The sequence below is a fragment of the uncultured Ferrovibrio sp. genome, assembly GCF_937960835.1.
Lineage (GTDB): Bacteria > Pseudomonadota > Alphaproteobacteria > Ferrovibrionales > Ferrovibrionaceae > Ferrovibrio.
In genome coordinates this window covers 83250-105368 of the sequence record NZ_CALGPC010000013.1, presented here as the reverse complement: position 1 = coordinate 105368, position 22119 = coordinate 83250, and the positions used below count along the sequence as shown (strand labels likewise).

The window sequence follows — 22119 nt, the reverse complement described above, 5'->3', positions numbered from 1 at the left end:
GCGCTTATGAACGAAATCGACCTGAAGGGTAAGCGTGGCGTCGTCACCGGCGGCGCCCAGGGTATCGGCCGGGCGGTGGTCGAGCGCCTGCTGCGGTCCGGCGCGTCGGTGGCGATCTGGGATCGCGACGGGGATTTGGCGGCGAAGGTTGCGCAGGAATTGGGTGCCCTTGGCCAGGTCAAGACCGTTGCGGTCGACATCACCGACTATCCCGCGGTGGAGAAGGCGGTGGCGGAAACGGTGACCAGCCTGGGCGGCATCGATCTGCTGGTGAACAATGCCGGCATCGCCGGGCCCAATGCCCCGGTGCCGGACTATCCGGTAGACGCCTGGCGGCAGGTGATCGAGATCGACCTGACCGGCGTCTTCCTTTGCTGCCGCGCCGTGGTGCCGCTGATGCAGAAGCAGAATTACGGCCGGATCGTCAATGTCGCCTCGGTCGCCGGAAAAGAGGGCAATCCCAATGCGGCCGCCTATAGCGCGGCCAAGGCCGGCGTGATCGCGCTCACCAAATCCCTGGGCAAGGAACTGGCCGGCCTCGACATAGCCGTCAACTGCATCACCCCGGCGGCGGCCAGGACGGCGATTTTCGACCAGATGACGCAGGCCCATATCGACTATATGTTATCCAAGATTCCGCGCGGCCGTTTCGTGGCCGTGGAGGAAATCGCCGCCATGGTGGCCTGGCTGCTATCGGCGGAAAACTCCTTCACCACCGGCGCGGTCTTCGATTTGAGCGGTGGCCGCGCTACATACTGAGGCCGAGTATTGGATTTGCGTAGTAGGATTGATTGCGAGACCGGCCATGGCTGAGGCGAGGGAAGCCAAGTTTTCGATTGGCGACGTGGTGCGTCACCGCTTGTTTCCGTTCCGCGGCGTCATCTTCGACGTCGATCCCGTCTTCAACAACACAGAAGAATGGTGGCTGTCCATTCCGCCTGATATGCGGCCGCGCAAGGACCAGCCCTTCTATCACCTGCTGGCGGAGAATGCGCAGACGTCTTACGTCGCCTATGTCTCGGAGCAGAACCTGCTTCCCGATGCCGAGGCCGGGCCGGTAAAGCATCCCGATATCCGCAAATATTTCGGCAGCTTCCGCGACGGCCGCTACGAGTGGCGCGGCTCGGCAAAGATGTAGGAGCGGCTAAGCTGTTCAGGGCGTGACGGAAAAGACCTGCCCGCGCCGGGCCGACAAGGCCACGCGGTCGCCGGGCTGCAGCGGACGCAATTCGAAATGATCGTGCAGCTGCATCACCTCGATAAGCCGCCCATCCGGTAGTTCCACTTCGCTGCGCACAACGGCGCCGATGGGCGAGACGAAGCGGACGAGCCCCGCCCCGTCGGACTTGCCGCTGATCGCGATGTCGTGTGGCCGGACATAAAGCTTCGCCGGGCCATTCGGCAGATGAACGGTTCCCAGCGCGGTCGTATCCAGGCCGCTGACCACCGGCCGTCCGGCGATGATGTTGCAGTCGATCTCGTTTACGTCACCCAGGAAGCGGCTGACAAAAGGTGTGCGCGGGTTGCGGTAAAGCTGAACCGGCTTGTCGACCTGCTCGATCCGGCCGCGATCCATCACCACCACGCGGTCGGCAAGTTCCAGTGCTTCCTCCTGGTCATGTGTGACGAAGACCGAGGTGGTGTTGAGCTGTTCATGCAGCCGCCGCAGCCAGCGCCGCAATTCCTTGCGCACCTTGGCGTCCAGGGCGCCGAAAGGCTCGTCCAGCAGCAGCACGCGAGGCTCGATGGCAAGCGCGCGGGCAAGCGCAATGCGCTGCCGCTGACCGCCCGACAGCTGCGAGGGCATGCGGTCGGCCAGCCATTCGAGCTGCACGAGGTTGAGCAGTTCCTCCACGCGCCGCCGGATCTCGGCTTCGCTGGGGCGTTCCTTGCGCGGCCGAACCCGCAGGCCGAAGGCGATATTCTCAAACACCGTCATGTGCCTGAACAGCGCATAATGCTGGAAGACGAAGCCGACATTGCGTTCGCCCGCCGGCCGCTGTGCCGTGCTCACGCCGTCAAAGCGGATATCGCCTGCATCCGGCCGGTCGAGGCCGGCGATCAGACGCAGCAGGGTCGTCTTGCCCGAGCCGGAGGGGCCGAGCAGGGCGACCAGTTCGCCGCTGCCGATCGTCAGGTCGACGCTGCGCAGCGCGAGGAAATTGCCAAATTGCCGGGAAACGCCGGCGATCTCGATCTGCATGGCGTCTCAGCCCGCCTTGTGCTTGATGTCGCGCGACAAGCGCCATTCCAGAACCGTCTTGGCCACCAAGGTAACAATGGCCAGCAGCGCCAGCAGCGACGCCACCGCGAAGGCCGCGACGAAATTGTATTCGTTGTAGAGGATCTCGACATGCAGCGGCATGGTGTTGGTCAGGCCGCGCACATGACCGGAGACGACCGACACCGCGCCGAACTCGCCCATCGCGCGCGCATTGCAAAGCAGCACACCGTAGAGCAAGGCCCAGCGCACATTCGGCAGGGTGACGCGCCAGAAGGTCTGCCATCCCGAAGCGCCCAGCGAAATCGCGGCTTCCTCTTCCGTCGTGCCCTGTTCCTGCATCATCGGGATCAGCTCGCGCGCCACGAAGGGGAAGGTGACGAACATCGTCGCCAGCACGATGCCGGGCACGGCAAAAACGATCTTCAGGTCATGCTCGCGCAGCCACGGGCCGAACCAGCCCTGCAAACCGAACAGCAGGACGAAGACCAGGCCCGAGATCACCGGCGAGACCGAAAACGGCAGGTCGATCAGTGTGACGAGGAAACTCTTGCCGCGGAATTCGAACTTGGCGATGGCCCAGGCAGCCAGCAGGCCGAAGATGAGGTTGCAGGGCACCACGATGGCCGCCGTCAGCAGGGTCAGCCAGATGGCAGACAGCGCGTCCGGCTCGGTCAGCGCCGCGAGATAGACCATCCAGCCCTGCCGGAAGGCCTCGGCAAAGACGATCACCAGCGGCAGGACGATGAACATGCCAAGGAAAAGCAGCGCCAGCGCGATCAGCAGCCAGCGCCCGATCCAGGCGCCCGGCCGCTCCACCGGTTTCGCAGTCCCGCGGAAAGTCGATGCAGCACCCGCCATGTCAGCCTCGTTGCTCGCGGCGCTCGGACCAGCGCTGCAGGATGTTGATCGCCAGAAGCAGCAGGAAGGAGGCGATCAGCATGATCGCGGCAATCGCCGTGGCCTCCGCATAGGCGAACTCCTCCAGCTTGATGACGATCAGCAGCGGCGCGATCTCAGACACCATCGGCAGGTTGCCGGCAATGAAGATCACCGAGCCGTATTCGCCCAGTGCGCGGGCGAAGGCAAGCGCAAAGCCGGTCAGCGTCGCCGGCATGATGCTGGGCCAGATCACCTTGCTGAAGATCTGCCAGGACGAGGCGCCAAGGCTTTCGGCGGCCTCTTCCACTTCCTTGTCGAAATCCTGCAGCACTGGCTGCACGGTCCGCACCACGAAGGGCAGTCCGATAAAGACCAGCGCCACGATGATGCCGAGCGGCGTGAAGGAAACCTTGATCCCAAGCGGCGCCAGCAGAGCGCCCAGCCAGCCATTCTCGGCCCACAGCGTGGTCAGCGCGATGCCGGCAATGGCGGTCGGCAGGGCGAAGGGGATGTCGACCAGCGCATCGACCAGGCGCCGGCCGGGAAAGTCGTAGCGGACCAGCACCCAGGCGACCAGCAGGCCCAAAACGCCGTTGATCGCAGCCGCGATCAGCGCCGCACCGAAGCTGAGCCGCAGCGCTGCCAGCACGCGTGGCGCAGTGATGGTGTTAAAGAACGGCTCCCAGCCCAGCGTCGCCGATTTGAGAAACAGGCTGGCCAGCGGAATCAGCACAAGAAGGGTGAGCCATAGCAGGCTGAGGCCCAGGGTGATCCCGAAGCCGGGAATCACACTGGGCTTTGGCCGGAAAGGCAGACGGGAGAGAAAAGTCGACGCCACTTAGTTGCTCGGCTTGTAGATACGATCGAAGGTGCCGCCATCGCCAAAATGCTCCGGCTGCGCCTTGGTCCATCCGCCAAAGCGCTCATCGATGGTAAACAGATTCACCTTCGGAAAGACATGGGCGAATCTGGCGGCGACCTCGGCATTGCGCGGACGATAGTAGTGCCTCGCTGCAATCTCCTGGCCTTCCGGCGTGTATAGGAAGTTCAGATAGGCCTCAGCGGCCTTGCGGCTGCCGTGCTTGTCGACAACCTTGTCGACCACGGCCACCGGCGGTTCCGCCAGGATCGAAATGCTCGGGACAATGATCTCGAACTTGTCCTTGCCCAGTTCGTTGATCGCCAGGAAGGCTTCATTCTCCCAGCTCAAGAAAACATCGCCGATGCCGCGCTGGACGAAGGTGATGGTGGCGCCGCGCGCGCCGGTATCCAGCACCGGCACGTTGCGATAGAGCTTCTGCACGAAATCGCGGGCGGCGTCCGCACTGCCGCCTTTCTCCTCGGCATAGCCCCAGGCGGCGAGATAGTTCCAGCGTGCGCCGCCCGAGGTTTTCGGATTCGGCGTGATCACCTTCACGCCCGGCTGGATCAGGTCGTCCCAATCCCTGATGCCCTTCGGATTGCCCTTGCGCACCAGGAAGACAATGGTCGATGTATAAGGCGAAGAATTATCCGGCAGCCTTTTCTGCCAATCAGGCGCGATCAGGCCGCGGGCCGCGATCTCGTCGATATCGTAAGCCAGCGCCAGGGTTACCACATCGGCTTCCAGCCCATCGATCACCGAGCGGGCCTGCTTGCCCGAACCGCCATGGCTTTGCCGGATCGTCAGCTTCTGGCCGGTCTGCATCTGCCAGGCCTTGATGAACTGGGTATTCACATCGTGATACAGCTCGCGTGTCGGATCGTAAGACACGTTCAGCAACGTCAGAGGCTTCTGCGCCCAGGCAGCGGGAGACAGCGCGGCGGCCCCTGCCGCCATTGCGATGGACGCAATGATCCCAATGACGCGTCTCATGTCGTCTCTCCTTCTCTGGTTGGCGACGTGAATGACGGAACCGGCCTGTACCAGGCTCAGGTTGTCACGGGACCGCTGGCGAGCCTGTCCTCGATGTAGTTTATCAGAAGTGACCCCGCGTCTTGCAATGGCAGAGTTGCGGTGTCGATTGCCAGCGCCGGTTGCGCCGGTATCTCATAAGGCGCGGATATGCCGGTAAATTCTGCGATCTTTCCGGCCCGCGCGCGCTCATACAGGCCCTTGGGATCGCGCGATTCGCAGGTCGCGAGATCTGCATGCACGTGAATCTCATGGAAATCGGCGCCGATGATGCTGCGCGCCAGGTCGCGATGCCGCTTCAATGGGCTGATGGCCGAGACGATGACGATCTGCCCGGCATTGGCCATCAGCTTGGCCACCTCGGCGATGCGGCGGATATTCTCCAGGCGATCAGCCGCAGAGAAGCCGAGATCGCGATTGAGCCCATGGCGCAGATTGTCGCCATCCAGCACGACAACCTGCCGGCCGCGGTTGAACAGCTCACGCTGGGCAGCCATGGCCAGCGTCGACTTGCCGGCGCCCGACAGACCGGTCAGCCAGGCGACGCCGCCGCGATGGCCATTGGCCCGCGCGCGGTCGGCGGCGGTTACGCTTTGGCTCACGGCGACGATGTTGTTGGTCACCGATTGGGCCTGCTCGATCACCAGGCCGCCGGCGATCTGCGGCCCACGGATCAGCACGCCGCGGCCGGTGCGCGGCAGTTCGTCATATAGATCAAGGGCAAGGGGGCGGCGGCTGCGCAGTACCACACGCGCCACGCCGTTGCGCTCAATTTCGTTCGCAGGCCGCGCGTCGAGGCTTTCGACATCCAGCGATTCGGTGATCGCCTCGACTTCCACCTCGCGTTCCGCCGTGCCGATCTTGAGCGTCAGGCGGTCGCCTTGGCGCAGCGGCTCGCGGTCCAGCCAGAAAAGCCGTGCCGTGATACGGTTGGCCTCGCGGGGCTTCTGATCGGGCAGGCTTATCAGGGCGCCGCGTTCGACGAAAACGTCTTCGTCCAAGGTGAAAGCCACGCTATCACCGGCGATAGCCTCCGTGCTTGGCGCATTGGTTGCCGCCGGCCCCCGCCAGGCTTCCAGCGAAGCCACCGTGGCCTCGCGCCCCATCGGTGCAAACCGGACGCGATCGCCGACTTTCAGGCGGCCGCTTTCGATGCGGCCGACCACCACGCGGCGCTCGCCGATGCGGTAGAGGTCCTGCACCGGCAGGCGCAGCGGCTGCTCCAGTGCTAGAGCGCGCGGGGTGAAGGCGTCGAGCGCATCGATCAGGGTCGGCCCGCGATACCAGGCGGTGGCGGCGCTGCGCTGCGCGATATTGTCGCCCTGACGGGCCGAGACCGGCACCAGGGCGGCGACTTCGATGCCGATATCGGCAAGATAGCCGCGCACGGCTTCGGCCACGGCATGGAAGCGCGCCGCGTCATTGTCGATGAGGTCGATCTTGTTGATGGCGACGGCAACCTGCCGGATGCCCAGCAGATGCAAGAGATAAGCATGGCGCTTGGTCTGCTCGGCCAGGCCCTGCGCTGCATCGACCACAAGGATCGCGGCATCGGCCTGGGCGGCGCCGGTCACCATGTTCTTCAAGAATTCCTTGTGGCCGGGCGCATCGATGATCACATAGCGGCGTGCACTGGTGGTGAACCAGATCTGCGTCGTGTCGACGGTGATGCCCTGGTCGCGCTCAACCTGCAGCGCATCCAGCAGGAAGGACCATTCGAAACCGAGGCCGCGCTTTTCCGAAACCGCCTTGATCTGCTCAAGCTTTCCAGCCGGCAGCGAATCCGTGTCATGCAGCAGGCGGCCAACGAGAGTCGACTTGCCATGATCGACATGGCCGACAATGACGATGGGAAAGGCGCGCCCGCGCTGCAGGCCGGGGCGGCTCAGATCGGCCTTGGGGTGGATGGCGAGATCGACGACGGTCATCGCAGCGAGCCCCGCTCACATATAGCCGGCGACGCGCAGGCGCTCGAAAGCATCCTCCGAATCATGGTCCATGGCGCGGCCAGCGCGTTCCGGCTCGCGGGTCGCTTCCAGTTCGTCGATGATCTCGGCGATCGTCGCGGCATTGCTGTCGATCGGGAAGGTGATGCCGACCTCGCCCAGCGAGCGGTAGCGCTTGCCGTTCTTGGCGAAATACAGCGGCACGACCGGAATGCCCTCGCGCTGGATGTAGCGCCAGATGTCGAGTTCCGTCCAATGCAGCAGGGGATGGATGCGCATATGGACCCCCGGCGGCAGGCTGGCGGCGAAATGGTCCCACAATTCCGGCGGCTGGTCGCGGAAGTCCCAGGCGCCGTCATCGGCGCGCGGGCTGAAGACGCGTTCCTTCGCCCGGGTCGCCTGCTCGTCGCGGCGGATGCCGGCGATGATGCCCTTGAACCCGTAGCGGTCGATGGCCTGGCGCAGGCCCAGCGTCTTGCGGGCGGCGATGCGCGAGTTGTGCGGCAGGCTCGGATCGGTCGCCTCCAGCGGCGGGCAGTCGTCGGCGATCAGTTCCAGATCCCATTCCTTGGCGTAGCGGTCGCGGAAGGCATAGGTCTCGGGAAATTCCAGACCGGTATCCAGATGCGCTACCGGAAAGGGCACCTTGCCGAGAAAGGCCTTCTTGGCCAGCCAGATCATCACATTCGAGTCCTTGCCGAGCGACCACAGCATGGCCAGCGGCTTGATGCGGCTATAGGCCTCGCGGAGGATGTAGATGCTTTGTGCCTCCAAGGCGTCGAGATCGTCGCGCATGGCTTTGGTCTTACTCGTCGGCTTGAGCAGGTGTTGCGATGGCGGACACGACATGGATGCCGCATTCGGTCTTGTCCTGGCCGCGCCAGCGGCCGGAGCGCGGATCTTCGCCTTCCGCAACCGGATGCGTGCAGGGCGCGCAGCCAATTGAGGGATAGCCCTGCGCGACCAGCGGATGGCGCGGCAGATCATGCGCCTGGAAATAGGCTTTGATCTTTGCCGGACCCCAGTCGGCCAGCGGATTGAATTTCAGCCGCGCGCCATCGGCCTCGACCAGGGGAATCGATTTGCGCGTCGCCGCCTGAAAGCGCTTGCGGCCGTTGATCCAGGCGGAGAAGGGCTTCAGGCCGCGCTGCAGCGGCTCGACCTTGCGGATGCGGCAGCAGGCTTCGGCGTCGCGGAACCACAGAGTGCCGCCGTCATCGTTGATGGCCAGCGCCTTGGGATCAGGCGTCAGCACCCGCAAGTCCGCCAGCTTGAGCCTGGCGGCGATTTCGTCGCGATAGCGCAAGGTCTCATCAAACAGCTTGCCGGTATCAAGAAACAGAACCGGCGTGGCGCGGTCGATCTGCGCGACCATATGCAGCAGCACGGCGGCTTCGGCGCCAAAGGATGAAACCAGCGCAATCTCGCCCGGAAACAGCTCGCGGATGGCGATTTCCAGAATCGACTCGGCCTTGCGGCCTTGCAGACGCGCATTCAGCGAGGCGGCGTATTCGCCCAGATCGACGGTGGTCAGCGCCAGCGCGGTCATTGCGCTGCCTCCTGCCGCTGCCGCAGACGCTGCGCCCAGACGGTTTGCGGCGAACTGCCGGTCGGCTGGTAATAGGCGCTGTAGGCGGCCAGTGCTTTGGCAAAAATCTCAGCAGCATCCGCGCGGGCGATCTCAAAGGCATCAAAACCGCAGCGGTGCATGTGCAGCAACTGATCACGCAGCACATCGCCACTGGCGCGCAGTTCGCCAATATAGCCGAAACGCTCGCGCAGCAGGCGCGCCTGGCTATAGGCGCGGCCGTCTGAGAATTTCGGAAAGCTCAGGACGATCACGCTGAACCGGCCCGCCTCGGCGCCGAAGCCCAGCACATCCAGGCTGTTGGGCAGAATGATCCCCAGCGGCGCGTTGCGCTGGCTCAGCGCTTCCTTCTCGGCTTCCCAGCGCGCATGCGTGATCAGAACCGGCTGGTCATCCGGCAGGGCGGCATCCTCGGCCACCCTGATCCAGGGATCGTCAACGATCTGTCCGGCTTTAAGCAGCGGCATAGACAGCCTCCTTGAACGGCTTGAGGCCGACGCGGCGATAGGTATCGAGGAAGATCTCGTCCTTCTGGCGGATACGCAGATAGGTTTCGACGATGGCGTCGATGGCATCGACCACCTGGCGCGCATCCAGGCCCGGCCCGATCAGATCGCCCAAAGAGGCATTCTGGTCGGCCGAGCCGCCCAGCGTGACCTGGTAGTATTCCTCGCCCGCCTTATCGACACCCAGGATGCCGATATGGCCGACATGGTGGTGGCCGCAGGCATTGATGCAGCCGGAAATCTTGATCTTCAGCTCGCCGATGTCATGGGCGCGCTCCCAGTTCTTGAAGCGCAGCGCGATCTGCTGCGCCACCGGGATCGATCGCGCATTGGCCAGCGCGCAGTAATCCAGGCCCGGGCAGGCGATGATGTCGGAGGCAAGGCCGACATTCGGCGTCGCCAGATCATAGGCTTTCAGCGCCCTCCACACCGCCGGCAGATCGGCCTGTTTCACATGCGGCAGGACCAGGTTCTGCTCATGCGTCACCCGGATCTCGCCGAAGGAATAGCGGTCGGCGATGTCGGCCACGGCCTGCATCTGCTCGGCCGAGGCATCGCCCGGCGCCTCGCCTTCCTTCTTCAGCGAGATGGTGACGATGGCATAGCCCGGCTGCTTGTGCTTGGCGGTGTTGCGGCGTGCCCAGAGGCCGAACTCGAAATCGGTGCGGAAGGCCTGGGCGTATTCCGGCGCGATGCCGGCCGGCAGCGTCTCGAATGGCGGCGGGGCGAAATGCGCGGCGATCTGGTCGACCAGATCCTGCGGCAATTGCAGCGCGCCATCCTTGATCGCCTGCCATTCGGCCTCGACCTTCTCGCGCATGGCCTCGATGCCGATCTCATGCACCAGAACCTTGATGCGCGCCTTGTACATGTTGTCGCGGCGGCCGAACTGGTTGTAGACGCGCAGGATCGCTTCCAGATAGCTCAGCAGATGCTGCTTGGGCAGAAAGTCGCGGATCGTCTTGCCGATGAAGGGTGTGCGGCCCAGGCCGCCGCCGACAATCACCTCGAAGCCGACTTCGCCCCTCGCGTTCTTGTGCATGCGCAGGCCGATATCGTGCACGCGCACCGCCGCACGGTCGTTGGGCGAGCCGGTCACCGCAATCTTGAACTTGCGCGGCAGGAAGCTGAATTCCGGATGGAAGGTCGACCACTGCCGGATGATCTCGCACCACACGCGCGGATCCTCGATCTCGTCGGCTGCCGCGCCGGCAAACTGATCCGTGGTGGTGTTGCGGATGCAGTTGCCGCTGGTCTGGATGGCATGCATCTGGACCTTGGCCAGATCGGCCAGCGCATCCGGCGCCTCTTCCAGCTTGATCCAGTTGAACTGGATATTCTGCCGCGTGGTGAAGTGGCCCCAGCCGCGGTCATATCTGCAGGCGATATGCGCCAGTTGCCGCAGCTGACGCGACGACAGCACGCCATAAGGAATGGCCACCCGCAGCATATAGGCATGAAGCTGCAGATAGAGGCCGTTCTGCAAGCGCAGCGGCTTGAATTCATCCTCGCTCAGCTCGCCGGCAATGCGGCGCGCCACCTGGTCGCGGAACTGGGCGACACGTTCTTCGACGATGGTCTGATCAAGCTGGTCGTACTTGTACATCGCTGCCTCCAACTAGGCGGCTTCGGTGGTCGGTCCGAAAGCGCGGATGCGCTCGCGGAACTGGATCGGATTGGGGGGCGAAACCTGCGTATCGACCGGGATCAGATACGGCGCGACGACGATGTTGCGCCGGGCCTGTTCTTCCGCCTCGGCGAGATAGGCTGCGGCGGCTTCTGCATTGGGCGCAATCACGGCATCGGCGATGGCGCGGCTCCATTCGTTTTGCGCTGTCAGATAGACCACGTCGCCGGTGGAAAGATGGTTGGCGGTGACGACATGCGGGCGGTCGTTCAGCTTGGGGGCCTTGGCCATTTGAAGTCTCCTTACGCGCGGCGCCGCTGCGGATGGGCGTGCGGGATGGCGATGCCGGCCTGGGCCCTGGCGGCGACCTTGCCGATCACCAGCAAAACAGGACCCGTGCCATGCTGTTGGGCTAACAATGGAAGCTGCTTAAGACTGCCGGCCGTGACGGTCTGATCGGGCCGCGTGCCGTTTTCGATCAGCGCAACCGGCATGCTGGCGGCGACACCAGCCTGCAGCAGACGATCCCGGATCGCGGCCGCCTGGCTTCGGCCCATATAGACGACAACCGTCTCGCCGAACTTAGCCCGTCCGGCCCAGTAGAGTGCATCCTCGTCATCCTTCAGATGGCCGCTGACCAGGGTCACGCCATGGCTGAGATCGCGATGGGTGAGCGGAATGCCGGCGGCTGCGGCGCAGCCCAGGGCTGCAGTGATGCCGGGAATGACATTGACCGTGATGCCGCGCGCCTTTAGATACTCCACCTCTTCGCCGCCACGGCCGAAAACGAAGGGATCGCCTGCCTTCAGCCGCACGACGCGGCGGCCCATCGCCGCCTGTTCTGCCATCAAGGCATTGATCTCGGCCTGGCTGAAGGCATGACGGCCCTTGCGCTTGCCGACAGAGACGCGCTCGGCATCGCGCCGCACGCGGTCCAGGATTGCCGGCGCGACCAGATCGTCATGCAGCACAATATCGGCCTGGGACAGCGCGCGCTGCGCCGCGATGGTCAGCAGATCCGGATCGCCCGGGCCTGCGCCAACGATATGCACGACGCCTTCTGAAAGAACTTGCGCGGTATTCAGCGCGGCCATCATGGCAAGCCGCGCGCCGGCCTTGTCTCCGGAAAGGCTCTTCGCGGCGACCGGGCCGTCGAAGACGCGCTCCCAGAAGGTCTTGCGCTGCCTGGCGTCGCCGATCACGCGCGCGACGGCGCTGCGGAACTCGCCCGCCAGAGCGGCCAGATCGCCCAGCCGCGCCGGCAGCAGGGCTTCGATCTGTGTGCGGATGCGCGACAGCAGCAACGGCGCCATGCCGTTGGAGGCTATGCCGATGGTGATGTCGCCGCGCTCGACGATGGCCGGCACGAGGAAGTCGGACAGGTCCGGGCGGTCGACCACATTGACCAGCACACCGCGGTCCTGCGCAGCCTTCGCTACGGCTTCATCAAGGGCATCGCCGGCCGCGCTGATCACCAGCCGCGCATCGTCCAGCAGGGCAGGGGAGAAGAGAATTGCCCGATGCGCGATGCGGCCGGCGGCAGCGAGGCCGGCGATTTCGGGATTGACCTGAGGGGCGATGACGGTGACGGCGGCCTGCGCCTTGAGCAGCAGGCGGATTTTGCGGGCCGCATTTTCTCCCCCGCCGATCACCAGGACCGGACGACCTTCTAAGCGCAGGAAACTGGGGAAGGTATGCATGGCCGCGCCTCGCACCATTGTCGAGGGCTCCATATTTAACAGCACCGAGTGATAGTCAATCCTATAACACTAAAATATGCGAGATTTTGTCTTTATAAACATAAAAATGCAGTGAAATAAGAGAAGCGGTTCATTACCTGTGAGGTAATTGTTAAGCCTCTGATCTGAAACGATCATCCCCCCATGGCTCAGTGATCAGGAGGTCCCGCCATGGTGTCCGATCAAACCATCCGTAACTATCTGCGTGCCGATGCGGCCTTGTGTTTTGCCTGCGGCCTGGCTGGCCTGGTGGTGCCAGGTTGGCTCGCCGGCTTCCTGCTGCCCGGCCAGCCCAGCCTGCTCGGCTTTCCCATGCCGACCGTCATGCTGGAGCTCGGCATCGCCCTGGCGCTCTATGCCGGGCTGCTGCTCGCCATGTCCTTCCGCCCGGCGTCGCCGCGCGGCTTTGTCGGCTTCACCGTGCTGGCCGACGGCGCCTGGGTGGCTGGCACCTTTATCCTGCTCATCGCTTTCGGTGCGGCCTTCAGCCTTTGGGGCAGCGTCGCGCTGCTCGTGGTCGCGGCCGACACGGCGCTGATCGGCGCTCTGAAATGGCGCGCCCTGCGCGGTGCCCCGCGGGCAGCCGTCGCGTAACGGGCAGGGCTGGACGGAGGTGGAGCGATGAATGCGGCGATGCTGGACCGGGGCCTGCCCGCAGGCGAGAGTAATGGCGGGAGGATCAACGGCATGACCGGCATCGCCGCCTTTCATGACGACAGCAATGTCGATTTCGGCACATTGATGCGCCAATGGCGCCGCCGCCGCGGCCTCAGCCAGCTGGAACTGGCCGAGAATGGCGGCGTCTCGCAGCGCCATGTCAGCTTTCTCGAATCCGGCCGCGCGCGTCCCAGCCGGCAGATGGTGCTGCATCTGGGCGAACTGCTCGATCTGCCGCTGCGTGAGCGCAACCGCCTGCTGCATGCCGCAGGCTTTGCTGCCGCCTATCGCGAAAGCCGGCTGGACGAGCCTCGCCTGGCCGAGGCGCGCCGCGCGCTCGATCTGCTGCTCAGGCAGCACGAGCCGTTTCCCGCCGTCGTAGTGGACAGCACATGGACGATGCAGCTCGCCAATCAGGCAGCGCAGCGCATGGTTGCCTTCCTGCTTGGCCCGCATGAGGATGTCAGCCAGCCGGTGAACCTGATCAAACTGCCGCTGCATCCGCAGGGCGCGCGGCCCTATATCGCGAACTGGCCGGAAATCGCCGGCGCCATGCTGCACCAGCTGCAGCGCGAGGCATTGGGCAATGCCGCGGCGGCTTCGCTGCTGGCGGAAGTGCGGACCTATCCCGATGTCGATGCGCTGTGGCGCGGCCTCGACTGGGAAAGCGAGCCGCGCCCGGTGATCGGCTTCAGGATCGAAAAGGATGGCCTGACGCTGCATCTGATCACCATGATCGCCACCTTCGGCACGCCGCAGGATGTGACCTTGCAGGATCTGCGCATCGAAAGCTTCCTGCCGGCCGACGAGGCGACCGAACGCACGCTGCGTCACCTGGCGAGCCGGACCTGACAACTTGATAAAGATCAAGGACAGCGGCCGCCGCAGGCGGGAGAATGCCTCCATCCGACAGGCAGGAGGCATCTATGAAGGCAGCCGATATCATGACCACCCATGTGGAGGTGATACGTGCCGATGCGCCGGTGGCGCAGGCGATCCGTATCATGCTGCAGAAGCGCATCAGCGGTCTGCCGGTGGTGGATGCCGATGGCAACCTGGTGGGCGTGGTCACTGAAGGCGACTTCCTGCGCCGCCACGAGATCGGAACCGCCCGCCATCGTCCGCGCTGGTTCGAAGTGCTGCTCAGCCCCGGACATCTGGCGCAGGATTACGTGCAGACGCATGCGCGCATGGTCAGCGATGTGATGACGCGCAATGTGGTCTCGGTCGATGCGGATACCGATCTGGATGACATCGTCCGCCTGATGGAAAAGCACGAGATCAAGCGCGTGCCGGTGCTGCGCGACGGCAAGCTGGTCGGCATCGTCAGCCGCGCCAATCTGCTGCATGCCTTCGCCAGCACACTGGCTGAAGCAAAACCTGCTGCCGCCAGCGACAAGGAGATCCGCGAGAAGCTGCTGGCGGAACTGAAGGACAAGGCCTGGGCACCCACCGGCACGATCAACATCGTGGTGCGCGATGGCGTCGTGCATCTTTGGGGTACCATTTTCGATGAACGCGAGCGTCAGGCCCTGCGCGTGGCGGCCGAGAATGCGCCGGGCGTCAAGGCTGTGGAAGATCACCTGATCTGGATTGAGCCGATGTCGGGCCTGCATCTGGCTGCCGACAAGGAGCCGCCAAAGGCGCCGTAAGCGTAAAAATTGCTTAAATGCAAAGTAAAGCCGCCGCCGGATCGCCCGGCGGCGGCTTTGTTTTTCAGCCCAGCCTTTCGATCTAGCGCTGCGCCACCAGGGCCGTCGAAATCCGCTGCGCGTAGACGAGATGTTCCGAGATCATCGGCACCATTGCGCCGGCTGCTGTGCGCAGCGAGGCATTGTCGCCGCTCTGCGCATAGTTCTGATGCAGGTTCAGCGCCTTCTGATGCCCCTCGACCTGCATGTTCATATACATCTTGTCAAAGGCATTGACCGACGCGTTCCGCAGATCGGACAGCTTCTTCATATGCTCGGCGTCGATCTGCGGCGTTGTCGCGTTAATGCCCGCATTCTGGACGCTGGCGGTAAAACGGGTCGATGCCTTGGTATGGTGATCGACCATCTGCTGGGCGAAACCTTTCACACTGGCATTCTGCGCGCGCTGCATGGCGATCTTGCTGGCTTCGATCTCAAACAGATCCGATTGCTGCGCCGTGGCCACATAGGCCGCAGCCGTGGTCGGCTTCGCCATGGTTTGGGCGTTGTGCTGCGGCGACATGGTGGTCTGGGCAACAGCGGGTACAATGCCAGCTATCGCAAAGCTGGCTATCGCCGCCGCGATAAGGGTGCGTGTTGTCATGCGAGAACCTCCGTACCAGACGGTTTAAGGGCGAGACGGGATGTCCGACGCCAACACGTCGGCCCGCCGGAGGTTCCACCCGGCCCCAAAGGTCGCGAAGGGCGAATGCAAGCTATTGAAGCGTCGCTGATTCCCGCAGGCGTGCGGCTGCCCTTTGCGATGCCGCCAGGCGTTTCTGCAGCATCGGCGCCATCGCCTCGCCCACTGCCTGAACAACGCCAGGATCGGCCCCTTCCGGCGAGCCGGCCCAAAAAGGCGGTGCGGGATTGTATTCGATGCCGAGCTGGATCGCCTGAGCGGCCGCTTCGCCCTGCATCAGGGCCGCAAGCTTCAAGGCGAAGTCGATCCCGGCCGTCACGCCGCCGCCGGTGACGCGATTGCGGTCGATCACCCAGCGTTCATGCACCGGGATCGCGCCGAACATCGCAAGCTGGTCATGCGAAGCCCAATGCGTCGTAGCGCGATAGCCGTTCAGCAGACCGGCGGCGCCCAGCACCAATGCGCCGGTGCAGACGGAGGTGATCCATTGCGCCGTCTCCGCCTGCCGCCGCAGAAAGGAAAGCGTCTCCTCGTCATCCATCAGATCGATCTGCCCCGGGCCGCCGGGCACGCAGATGACATCGAGCGGCGGGCAATGGGCGAAATCGACACTGGGGCGCATCGTCAGACCGCGATCGCAGGTCACAAGCTCCGTCGTCTTCCAGATCAGATGGACTTGCGCACCGCGCATGCGGGCAACGACTTCGAACGGTCCCGTCAGGTCGAGCTGGGTCAGGTTCGGAAACAACAGCAGGCCGATTTGCATGATCGTCTCCTTAAGGTGGTGCGTAAAAGGGTGGCGCGGAGCAGAAGCCTCTGGCCGCATCATGACATGCAGCGGATGACGCGGGAACGATAAAGAAAATCGCCCTTCCGGCTGTATTTTCTTGCGCAAAGCCTCTTGGTGGAACTGCTGTGCCGGGCCCGTGTTGGCCCCGTATTGGCGAAGGATGCTGCAAAGGAGGCCCGGATGCACACATATTCGATGATTGCCACTCATCCCCATGTGCGCGGCGGCACCAATGACACGCTGGTTCACTGCATCGACGAATGTTTCGATTGCGCACAGGCCTGCACGGCCTGTGCTGATGCCTGTCTCGGCGAGCCCGCTGTCCACGAGCTGGTGCAGTGCATCCGGTTAAATCTCGATTGCGCCGATATCTGCGTGACGACCGCTACTGTGGCCTCCCGCCGCACCGGCTCGAACGAGGTCAGCATCCGCCAGATGCTCGAAGCCTGCGCCATGGTCTGCCAGATGTGCGCAAATGAATGCGCGCGGCATGCCGGCCGGCACGAGCATTGCCGCATCTGCATGGAGGTATGCCGCACTTGCGAACAGCTCTGCCGCGATGCGGCGAAAACGCTTGCGCCGCGTATGCAGTAACCCGCGCAGGGGGTGACCAATACGGTAACCAATGCGCAGTGCCGGAACTCTCCGGCCGGGCTGCTGTTGCTGAACGCGTTTGGGGCTTAGGCAGCTGACGCGACGAATAAGCGGGTGGGATGACGCTCGCATGGCCGCGCCAGCGGCGATCATGCGGGCTTGAAGGAGAAGCCGGATGCAGAACCTCTCCAGCTTGCTTGCCACAAGCCTCTTCACCCTTGGCCTTACGTCCTTTTCATGGCCTGCCGATCTCTGCGCCAAAGGCGGCGGTAGCGGCGGCGGTGGCGCAGCCGGTGCCGCGGCCGCGGCTGCCGGAGCCGCTGCCGGTGCTGCCGGAGCCGCCGGGGCCGCTGCCGGTGCAGCCGCCGGTGCTGCTGCAGGCGCTGCGGCCGGAGCTGCGTCTGGTGCTGCCGCCGGTGCGGCGTCAGGGGGTGCTGCTGGTGCAGCGGCGGGGGCCGCGGCCGGCGCTGCCGCTGGTGCCGCTGCGGGTGCGGCTGCCGGGGCCGGTGCGGGGGCGGGTGCAGGTGCAGGCGCAGGCAGTGGTGCAGCCGCAGCCGGCGCTTCTGCGGGTGCAGCCGCCGGAGCTGCAGCAGGCGGCGGTGGTGGCAGCGGTGGTGGTGCAGCAGGCGGCGGTGGTGGCAGCGGTGGTGGTGCAGCAGGCGCGGGCTCCAGCGGGGCCAGCGGCGGCGGGGCAGGCGGTTCCGGCAGTGCCGGCGCGGGCAGCAGTGGCGGTTCAGCCGGTGGCAGTGCAGGCGGCAGTGGATCAGCGGGCAGTGGATCAGCGAGCAGCGGTTCGGCCAGCAGCAGTTCTGCCAGTGCCGCAGGCAGTTCCAGTACCGCAGGCAGTTCCAGTGCAGGTTCGAACTCTGCCGCTTCAGCGCCATCTTCTGTTGCGACGCCTTCCGTTGCCCCGGCGCAGGATTTCGGCGGGCCATCGGTCTCCGCGACGCTCGGCGTTCATCCAGATGACGCTGCTGTCTCGATAGCCAAGACTGAAACGCTGTCTTCGGCCATGCAGGGGATCAGCGTCCGCGGCCTTGATCAGGATAAGACTGCGGCATCGCCAGCCGCACCGGCGCTGGGCCGTGCCAATGCGCTGATTGCGGTTCAGATCATCGAACTGGATGGCGGCCGTGGCATGATTGTTGATCTCGCCAGCGCCGCCGAGGCCGAGCGGCTAAGCCGGATGTCTGCCCGGGCCGGCAGTCCGAAGAAAACGAAACCTGGCCAAGGCCCGGCCACGGAAGGCATGGGCGATGCGCTTGGCGTGAAGGAAGATCCGAACGGATCGCGCCAGGGCGATGGCTTTGGCCTGACGGTGACGGAACGGCGCTAGTGACGTCAGGCCGGTTTCGCCTCAGGCCCGATCCTCCAGCGCGGCCTGGCCAGCATGACGAGATCGCCGCCGGCATCGCGCAATTCGACCTGGCCCTGCACGTCCTGGCTTTGGCTCCAGTCCAAGGCGGCCATCTCGCAGCAGGCCGTGATCGGTCCGCGCGCTTTCTTCACATATTCGGTGTCCAGGCCGGTGACGATCCAGCGCGCACCCTTGGCCGGCTGGCGGCTCATCAGCGCCAGATTGGCGGTCAGTTCTGCAAGATTGGTCAGCGCGACCGCATGAATGGAACGCAGATGATTGCGCACGCGGCGGCGATCGGCGATGCGTGCCCGCGCATAACCCGGTGCAAGCGTCAGCACCTGCGCGCCGATGGTGCCGGCATAAGGCACGGTGAAGCCGATCAGACGGCTGAACAGCCAGCGGCCGAGCGGCAGGCGGCGAATGTTTTCCCACTGCCGCAGCAGCGTGTTCTTGGACATGTCCTGCATCATGTTGGTCATGGCATTCACGGCGTGTTTCGGGTTGGTGCTGCAAGGGCGGCCCAGATCAGTTCAATCAGGCGCTCGGCGGCAGCGTCGGGCTTCAGGCCGCTATGGCCGTTGAGCCATAACTTCAGCCAGGCCTGCACCGGCCCGAAGACGAGGCTGAGCAGCAATTCCGCAGGCAGGTCGCGGACCTCGCCGGCCGTCATCGCCGGCTTCAGTCTGGCGAGGATCGGCCTGATGAACTCGGCCGTGCTGCTTTGCAATTCAGCTTCCGAAGCGGCGACGATGGCCGGATCGTGCCGGTACTCCATCAGGAAACGCGCTGCGGCCTGGTTGGCGGCCGCCCAGGCGATATGCGTGCGCACGAAGCCTTCCACCAGCGCGCGCGCGCCATCGCAGCGCAAAAGTTCAGCCGACAGCACGGCACGATAACGAGCCAGCAGGTCCTGATACAGGCCGGCCAGCAGGCCCTCGCGGCTGCGGAAATGGTGATACAGGCTGCCGATCGACACGCCTGAGCGCTTGCGCACCTCCTCGATGGTCATCGCCGCTACGCCCTGGGCATCGACCAGAGCCAGCGCCGCCTCCAGGGCGCGCCGGCGGCTATGGCTGGCGCGGGTTTCGCGCAGGGAGGTCTGGGAGGTCGCGGTCTTGGTCATGCAGGCGTCTTAGCTGATTCTAGAAAATTATTCTAGAATAAAATTCTAATTTCTGTCTGTGCGTTGGCAGAGGACCGGCTGGGGGCCAGACTGCGGCCAGACCCGCTTGCAAAAACGGGAAGAGGAAGCGCCATGAACGAGCTTTGTCGCCGTCTCAATCTGCAGCATCCGATCCTGCTGGCGCCGATGGCGGGCGAGGCCGCCAAGCCGGCCCTTGCTGCCGCGGTCTCAAAAGCGGGCGGCCTTGGCTCGCTCGGCTGCGGCTACATGACCCCGAAGGCGATCCGCGACGCCATCCGCGCCCTCCGCGCGGCTTGCGAGCGTGCGTTCAACATCAATCTTTTCATGCCGCTGAACTGGGCAGCCGAGCCCGCCAAGGTGTCCGCCTATCGCGCAGCACTCGCCCAGGCGCATGCCGATCTCGGCATCGATGAGCCGGAAATCCCGAACAGGTTCGAAGAATCCTTTGACGAGCAGTTCGCCGTGGTGCTCGAGGAAGCGCCGCCGGTTTTCAGCTTCACCTTCGGCATGCCGAAGCGTGAGCAGATTGCGGCCCTGAAAGCCCGCAACATCATGGTGATCGGCACCGCGACCACGGTTGCGGAAGCCAAGGCGCTGGAAGAAGGCGGCGTCGATGCCATCGTCGCGCAGGGCATGGAGGCCGGCGGCCATCGCGGCAGTTTTCTCGCGCCAGCCGAACGCTCACTTATCGGCACGATGGCTTTGGTGCCGCAGATCGTCTCGGCGGTGAAGCTGCCGGTGATTGCCGCCGGCGGCATCGGCGATGGCCGTGGCGTGGCGGCCGCACTCTGTCTGGGTGCGCAGGCGGCTGCGCTTGGCACCAGCTTCCTGCTGGCCGAAGAAGCCGGGCTGAACAATGCCTATCATGCAGCGCTGCAAAGCATGGCGGCGCAGGATACAACGCTGACGCGCGCCTTTTCGGGCCGTCATGCCCGCGGCATCCGCAATGCCTTCCTCGACCGCATGGCGGGACACGACGATGCGATTCCCGATTATCCGGTGGCCAATGCCATGAGCCGCGCCATGCGCGCGGCCGCGGCGAAATCCGGCAGGGCGGATTATCTTTCGCTCTGGGCCGGGCAGGCGGCGTCCCTGGCGCGGCCGGAACCGGCGGCGGCCATCGTCGTCCGCCTGATGGCGGAAGCCAAAGCCGCCTTGCCGCGCCTGTAGCGGATAACCGCGGCGGAATACCGGCTGCCGCCCCTTGTCATCCCCCGGTCGCCCGGTAAAGTCAGGGCCTTATCGTAAAAGGGCGGCCGTCAAGCGGCATCAGGGAGTGAGACGACATGGCGAAAGAGTTGCACCATTTCATCGGCGGCAAGAAGGTTCCCGGTCAATCCGGCCGTTTCCTCGACGTCTACAACCCGACCACGGGCGAAGTCAGCGCCAAGGCGCCGCTTGCCTCCAAGGCGGAAGTCGAAGCCGTCATCGCCGACAGCCAGCGCGCCTTTGCCGAATGGAGCGCTACCTCGCCGCTGGTGCGCGCCCGCGTCATGTTCAAGTTCAAGGAGCTTTGCGAGAAGCACGCCGATGAACTCGCGCTCCTGATCTCCAACGAGCACGGCAAGGTGCTCTCCGATGCCAAGGGCTCCCTGCAGCGCGGCCTGGAAGTGGTCGAGTTCGCCTGCGGCATTCCGCATCTGCTGAAGGGCGAGTATTCCGACAGCGTGGCGCGCGGCATTGACGTCTATTCGATGCGCCAGCCGCTTGGTGTCGTCGCCGGCATCACGCCCTTCAACTTCCCGGCCATGGTGCCGATGTGGATGTTCGCCATTGCGATTGCCTGCGGCAACACCTTCGTGCTCAAGCCCTCCGAGAAGGACCCGAGCTGCCCGCTGCGCCTGGCTGAGCTGATGATGGAGGCTGGCGCGCCGGCCGGCGTGCTTAACTGCGTGATCGGCGACAAGGAAGCCGTCGACACGCTGCTTACCGATCCGCGCGTGCAGGCGGTCAGCTTCGTCGGTTCCACCCCGATTGCGCAGTACGTCTATGCCACGGCGGCGGCGCATGGAAAGCGCGTCCAGGCAATGGGCGGCGCCAAGAACCACATGATCGTCATGCCGGACGCCGACATGGATCAGGCGGTGGATGCGCTGATCGGCGCGGGCTATGGCTCGGCGGGCGAGCGCTGCATGGCCGTTTCGGTCGCCGTGCCGGTCGGCAAGGCCACAGCGGACAAGCTGGTTGAAGCGCTGGCGCCGCGCGTGCGTGCGCTGAAGGTCGGGCCCAGCACCGACAAGGACAGCGAGATGGGCCCGCTGGTGACCAGGGAGCATCTCGCCAAGGTGAAGAACTACGTCGATATCGGCGTGAGCGAAGGCGCCAAGCTGGTGGTCGACGGCCGGTCGCTGAAGCTGCAGGGCTACGAGAATGGCTATTTCATGGGCGGCTGCCTGTTCGACAACGTGACGCCGTCGATGAGGATCTACAAGGAAGAGATCTTCGGCCCGGTGCTTTCGGTGGTGCGGACCGAAAGCTTCGAGGAAGCCGCCCGCCTGCCCACCGAGCATGAATTCGGCAACGGCGTGGCGATCTTCACCCGCGACGGCGATGCCGCCCGCGATTTCGCCGCCAAAGTGCAGGTCGGCATGGTCGGCATCAACGTGCCGATTCCGGTGCCGCTGGCTTTCCACACCTTCGGCGGCTGGAAGAAGTCGGCTTTCGGTGACACCAACCAGCATGGTCCGGAAGGTGTGCGCTTCTTCACCAAGATCAAGACGGTGACCGCGCGCTGGCCGACCGGCATCCGCGCGGGCGCTGAGTTCAACATCCCGACGATGAAGTAAGCGTCAGACGCTATGATCCATGCGGGCGGCGGGGTAACCTGCCGCCCGTTC

General features: G+C 64.6%; 25 protein-coding genes. 10 read left to right on the top strand and 15 right to left on the bottom strand.

The features are described from left to right. The first annotated feature begins 6 nt into the window (after nucleotides 1-6). Nucleotides 7-759 (top strand): SDR family NAD(P)-dependent oxidoreductase, encoded by a 753-nt coding sequence (locus Q0603_RS13255; protein WP_298726414.1) that lies wholly within the window; start codon nucleotides 7-9, stop codon nucleotides 757-759. Nucleotides 760-805: 46 nt separating this feature from the next. Then, complete coding sequence (gene hspQ, locus Q0603_RS13250) at nucleotides 806-1138, top strand: heat shock protein HspQ (RefSeq protein ID WP_298726412.1); 333 nt, start codon at nucleotides 806-808, stop codon at nucleotides 1136-1138. Nucleotides 1139-1153: 15 nt separating this feature from the next. On the opposite strand, the gene Q0603_RS13245 is transcribed toward hspQ, so the two are convergent. Genes Q0603_RS13245 through cysG form a run of 11 tightly spaced genes read right to left on the bottom strand, consistent with a single transcriptional unit; the run spans nucleotide 1154 to nucleotide 12382 of the window. Continuing rightward, nucleotides 1154-2203: a sulfate/molybdate ABC transporter ATP-binding protein gene (locus Q0603_RS13245; protein WP_298726410.1), complete on the bottom strand. Its 1050-nt coding sequence runs from the start codon at nucleotides 2201-2203 to the stop codon at nucleotides 1154-1156. Nucleotides 2204-2209: 6 nt separating this feature from the next. Then, nucleotides 2210-3082, bottom strand: a complete 873-nt coding sequence (cysW, locus tag Q0603_RS13240; protein ID WP_298726408.1) for a sulfate ABC transporter permease subunit CysW — start codon at nucleotides 3080-3082, stop codon at nucleotides 2210-2212. A gap of 1 nt (nucleotide 3083) precedes the next feature. Beyond that, a complete protein-coding gene (gene cysT, locus Q0603_RS13235; RefSeq protein WP_298726406.1) occupies nucleotides 3084-3941 on the bottom strand; it encodes a sulfate ABC transporter permease subunit CysT in 858 nt (285 codons plus the stop codon). After that, entirely contained in the window at nucleotides 3942-4958 is a 1017-nt protein-coding gene (locus Q0603_RS13230; RefSeq protein ID WP_298726404.1) for a sulfate ABC transporter substrate-binding protein, read from the bottom strand. It abuts the gene before it with no gap. Between the two features lie 56 nt (nucleotides 4959-5014). Next, nucleotides 5015-6925 carry an adenylyl-sulfate kinase gene (gene cysC, locus Q0603_RS13225; RefSeq protein ID WP_298726402.1) on the bottom strand — a complete coding sequence of 637 codons (1911 nt, stop codon included), beginning with the start codon at nucleotides 6923-6925 and terminating at the stop codon, nucleotides 5015-5017. 15 nt (nucleotides 6926-6940) lie between these two features. Continuing rightward, nucleotides 6941-7738 carry a sulfate adenylyltransferase subunit CysD gene (gene cysD / locus Q0603_RS13220; RefSeq protein WP_298726626.1) on the bottom strand — a complete coding sequence of 266 codons (798 nt, stop codon included), beginning with the start codon at nucleotides 7736-7738 and terminating at the stop codon, nucleotides 6941-6943. 10 nt (nucleotides 7739-7748) lie between these two features. Then, nucleotides 7749-8492, bottom strand: coding sequence for a phosphoadenylyl-sulfate reductase (locus tag Q0603_RS13215; protein WP_298726400.1), 744 nt, complete (start codon nucleotides 8490-8492; stop codon nucleotides 7749-7751). Beyond that, nucleotides 8489-8998, bottom strand: coding sequence for a DUF934 domain-containing protein (locus tag Q0603_RS13210; RefSeq protein ID WP_298726397.1), 510 nt, complete (start codon nucleotides 8996-8998; stop codon nucleotides 8489-8491). Before Q0603_RS13210 ends, Q0603_RS13215 begins: the two co-directional genes overlap by 4 nt. Beyond that, entirely contained in the window at nucleotides 8985-10643 is a 1659-nt protein-coding gene (locus Q0603_RS13205) for a nitrite/sulfite reductase (RefSeq protein WP_298726395.1), read from the bottom strand. The genes Q0603_RS13210 and Q0603_RS13205 overlap by 14 nt, the downstream gene beginning before the upstream one ends. Before the next feature lie 12 nt (nucleotides 10644-10655). Next, a complete protein-coding gene (locus tag Q0603_RS13200; RefSeq protein ID WP_298726393.1) occupies nucleotides 10656-10955 on the bottom strand; it encodes a DUF2849 domain-containing protein in 300 nt (99 codons plus the stop codon). Between the two features lie 11 nt (nucleotides 10956-10966). Further along, nucleotides 10967-12382: a siroheme synthase CysG gene (gene cysG, locus Q0603_RS13195; RefSeq protein ID WP_298726391.1), complete on the bottom strand. Its 1416-nt coding sequence runs from the start codon at nucleotides 12380-12382 to the stop codon at nucleotides 10967-10969. A gap of 192 nt (nucleotides 12383-12574) precedes the next feature. Here cysG and Q0603_RS13190 point away from each other — a divergent pair, with 192 nt between their 5' ends. The 3 genes from Q0603_RS13190 to Q0603_RS13180 all read left to right on the top strand — a co-directional run bounded on the left by Q0603_RS13190 (nucleotide 12575) and on the right by Q0603_RS13180 (nucleotide 14712). Continuing rightward, nucleotides 12575-12997 (top strand): hypothetical protein, encoded by a 423-nt coding sequence (locus Q0603_RS13190; protein ID WP_298726389.1) that lies wholly within the window; start codon nucleotides 12575-12577, stop codon nucleotides 12995-12997. 27 nt (nucleotides 12998-13024) lie between these two features. Then, on the top strand, nucleotides 13025-13912 hold the full coding sequence (locus tag Q0603_RS13185; protein ID WP_298726387.1) for a helix-turn-helix transcriptional regulator: 888 nt from the start codon (nucleotides 13025-13027) through the stop codon (nucleotides 13910-13912). Between the two features lie 74 nt (nucleotides 13913-13986). Then, nucleotides 13987-14712 carry a CBS domain-containing protein gene (locus Q0603_RS13180; protein WP_298726385.1) on the top strand — a complete coding sequence of 242 codons (726 nt, stop codon included), beginning with the start codon at nucleotides 13987-13989 and terminating at the stop codon, nucleotides 14710-14712. A gap of 82 nt (nucleotides 14713-14794) precedes the next feature. Here the strand turns inward: Q0603_RS13180 and Q0603_RS13175 are convergent, their stop codons facing one another. Both Q0603_RS13175 and Q0603_RS13170 read right to left on the bottom strand, forming a co-directional pair. After that, the gene (locus Q0603_RS13175) at nucleotides 14795-15355 is read right to left on the bottom strand and encodes a DUF4142 domain-containing protein (RefSeq protein ID WP_298726383.1); all 561 of its coding nucleotides are present in this window, start codon (nucleotides 15353-15355) and stop codon (nucleotides 14795-14797) included. A gap of 112 nt (nucleotides 15356-15467) precedes the next feature. Then, entirely contained in the window at nucleotides 15468-16160 is a 693-nt protein-coding gene (locus Q0603_RS13170) for a DJ-1/PfpI family protein (protein ID WP_298726381.1), read from the bottom strand. A gap of 204 nt (nucleotides 16161-16364) precedes the next feature. Between Q0603_RS13170 and Q0603_RS13165 the strand changes: the two genes are divergently transcribed. The 3 genes from Q0603_RS13165 to Q0603_RS13155 all read left to right on the top strand — a co-directional run bounded on the left by Q0603_RS13165 (nucleotide 16365) and on the right by Q0603_RS13155 (nucleotide 18114). After that, a complete protein-coding gene (locus tag Q0603_RS13165) occupies nucleotides 16365-16778 on the top strand; it encodes a four-helix bundle copper-binding protein (protein ID WP_298726379.1) in 414 nt (137 codons plus the stop codon). 218 nt (nucleotides 16779-16996) lie between these two features. Beyond that, nucleotides 16997-17764 carry a hypothetical protein gene (locus Q0603_RS13160; protein ID WP_298726377.1) on the top strand — a complete coding sequence of 256 codons (768 nt, stop codon included), beginning with the start codon at nucleotides 16997-16999 and terminating at the stop codon, nucleotides 17762-17764. Nucleotides 17765-17790: 26 nt separating this feature from the next. Next, nucleotides 17791-18114: a hypothetical protein gene (locus Q0603_RS13155; protein ID WP_298726376.1), complete on the top strand. Its 324-nt coding sequence runs from the start codon at nucleotides 17791-17793 to the stop codon at nucleotides 18112-18114. 5 nt (nucleotides 18115-18119) lie between these two features. Here the strand turns inward: Q0603_RS13155 and Q0603_RS13150 are convergent, their stop codons facing one another. Together Q0603_RS13150 and Q0603_RS13145 are read right to left on the bottom strand one after the other, a co-directional pair. Next, on the bottom strand, nucleotides 18120-18596 hold the full coding sequence (locus Q0603_RS13150) for a DUF4442 domain-containing protein (protein WP_298726374.1): 477 nt from the start codon (nucleotides 18594-18596) through the stop codon (nucleotides 18120-18122). Nucleotides 18597-18622: 26 nt separating this feature from the next. Then, nucleotides 18623-19261 carry a TetR/AcrR family transcriptional regulator gene (locus Q0603_RS13145; RefSeq protein WP_298726372.1) on the bottom strand — a complete coding sequence of 213 codons (639 nt, stop codon included), beginning with the start codon at nucleotides 19259-19261 and terminating at the stop codon, nucleotides 18623-18625. A gap of 132 nt (nucleotides 19262-19393) precedes the next feature. On the opposite strand from Q0603_RS13145, the gene Q0603_RS13140 reads away from it, so the two are divergent. Both Q0603_RS13140 and Q0603_RS13135 read left to right on the top strand, forming a co-directional pair. Then, complete coding sequence (locus Q0603_RS13140; protein WP_298726370.1) at nucleotides 19394-20452, top strand: nitronate monooxygenase; 1059 nt, start codon at nucleotides 19394-19396, stop codon at nucleotides 20450-20452. A 116-nt stretch (nucleotides 20453-20568) separates the two neighbouring features. Beyond that, a complete protein-coding gene (locus tag Q0603_RS13135) occupies nucleotides 20569-22068 on the top strand; it encodes a CoA-acylating methylmalonate-semialdehyde dehydrogenase (protein WP_298726368.1) in 1500 nt (499 codons plus the stop codon). Nucleotides 22069-22119: the final 51 nt, after the last annotated feature.

Excerpts from the sequence above, each read along its gene's own strand:
- Q0603_RS13255 (WP_298726414.1), top strand. The coding sequence starts at position 7 with ATGAACGAAATCGACCTGAAGGGTAAGCGTGGCGTCGTCACCGGCGGC.
- Q0603_RS13230 (WP_298726404.1), bottom strand. The coding sequence starts at position 4,958 with ATGAGACGCGTCATTGGGATCATTGCGTCCATCGCAATGGCGGCAGGG.
- Q0603_RS13140 (WP_298726370.1), top strand. The coding sequence starts at position 19,394 with ATGAACGAGCTTTGTCGCCGTCTCAATCTGCAGCATCCGATCCTGCTG.
- cysG (WP_298726391.1), bottom strand. The coding sequence starts at position 12,382 with ATGGTGCGAGGCGCGGCCATGCATACCTTCCCCAGTTTCCTGCGCTTA.
- Q0603_RS13200 (WP_298726393.1), bottom strand. The coding sequence starts at position 10,955 with ATGGCCAAGGCCCCCAAGCTGAACGACCGCCCGCATGTCGTCACCGCC.
- Q0603_RS13190 (WP_298726389.1), top strand. The coding sequence starts at position 12,575 with ATGGTGTCCGATCAAACCATCCGTAACTATCTGCGTGCCGATGCGGCC.
- Q0603_RS13155 (WP_298726376.1), top strand. The coding sequence starts at position 17,791 with ATGCAGGGGATCAGCGTCCGCGGCCTTGATCAGGATAAGACTGCGGCA.
- Q0603_RS13205 (WP_298726395.1), bottom strand. The coding sequence starts at position 10,643 with ATGTACAAGTACGACCAGCTTGATCAGACCATCGTCGAAGAACGTGTC.
- Q0603_RS13175 (WP_298726383.1), bottom strand. The coding sequence starts at position 15,355 with ATGACAACACGCACCCTTATCGCGGCGGCGATAGCCAGCTTTGCGATA.
- Q0603_RS13135 (WP_298726368.1), top strand. The coding sequence starts at position 20,569 with ATGGCGAAAGAGTTGCACCATTTCATCGGCGGCAAGAAGGTTCCCGGT.
- Q0603_RS13180 (WP_298726385.1), top strand. The coding sequence starts at position 13,987 with ATGAAGGCAGCCGATATCATGACCACCCATGTGGAGGTGATACGTGCC.
- Q0603_RS13215 (WP_298726400.1), bottom strand. The coding sequence starts at position 8,492 with ATGACCGCGCTGGCGCTGACCACCGTCGATCTGGGCGAATACGCCGCC.
- hspQ (WP_298726412.1), top strand. The coding sequence starts at position 806 with ATGGCTGAGGCGAGGGAAGCCAAGTTTTCGATTGGCGACGTGGTGCGT.
- Q0603_RS13150 (WP_298726374.1), bottom strand. The coding sequence starts at position 18,596 with ATGTCCAAGAACACGCTGCTGCGGCAGTGGGAAAACATTCGCCGCCTG.
- cysW (WP_298726408.1), bottom strand. The coding sequence starts at position 3,082 with ATGGCGGGTGCTGCATCGACTTTCCGCGGGACTGCGAAACCGGTGGAG.
- Q0603_RS13145 (WP_298726372.1), bottom strand. The coding sequence starts at position 19,261 with ATGACCAAGACCGCGACCTCCCAGACCTCCCTGCGCGAAACCCGCGCC.
- Q0603_RS13210 (WP_298726397.1), bottom strand. The coding sequence starts at position 8,998 with ATGCCGCTGCTTAAAGCCGGACAGATCGTTGACGATCCCTGGATCAGG.
- cysC (WP_298726402.1), bottom strand. The coding sequence starts at position 6,925 with ATGACCGTCGTCGATCTCGCCATCCACCCCAAGGCCGATCTGAGCCGC.
- Q0603_RS13245 (WP_298726410.1), bottom strand. The coding sequence starts at position 2,203 with ATGCAGATCGAGATCGCCGGCGTTTCCCGGCAATTTGGCAATTTCCTC.
- Q0603_RS13170 (WP_298726381.1), bottom strand. The coding sequence starts at position 16,160 with ATGCAAATCGGCCTGCTGTTGTTTCCGAACCTGACCCAGCTCGACCTG.
- Q0603_RS13165 (WP_298726379.1), top strand. The coding sequence starts at position 16,365 with ATGCACACATATTCGATGATTGCCACTCATCCCCATGTGCGCGGCGGC.
- Q0603_RS13185 (WP_298726387.1), top strand. The coding sequence starts at position 13,025 with ATGAATGCGGCGATGCTGGACCGGGGCCTGCCCGCAGGCGAGAGTAAT.
- cysD (WP_298726626.1), bottom strand. The coding sequence starts at position 7,738 with ATGCGCGACGATCTCGACGCCTTGGAGGCACAAAGCATCTACATCCTC.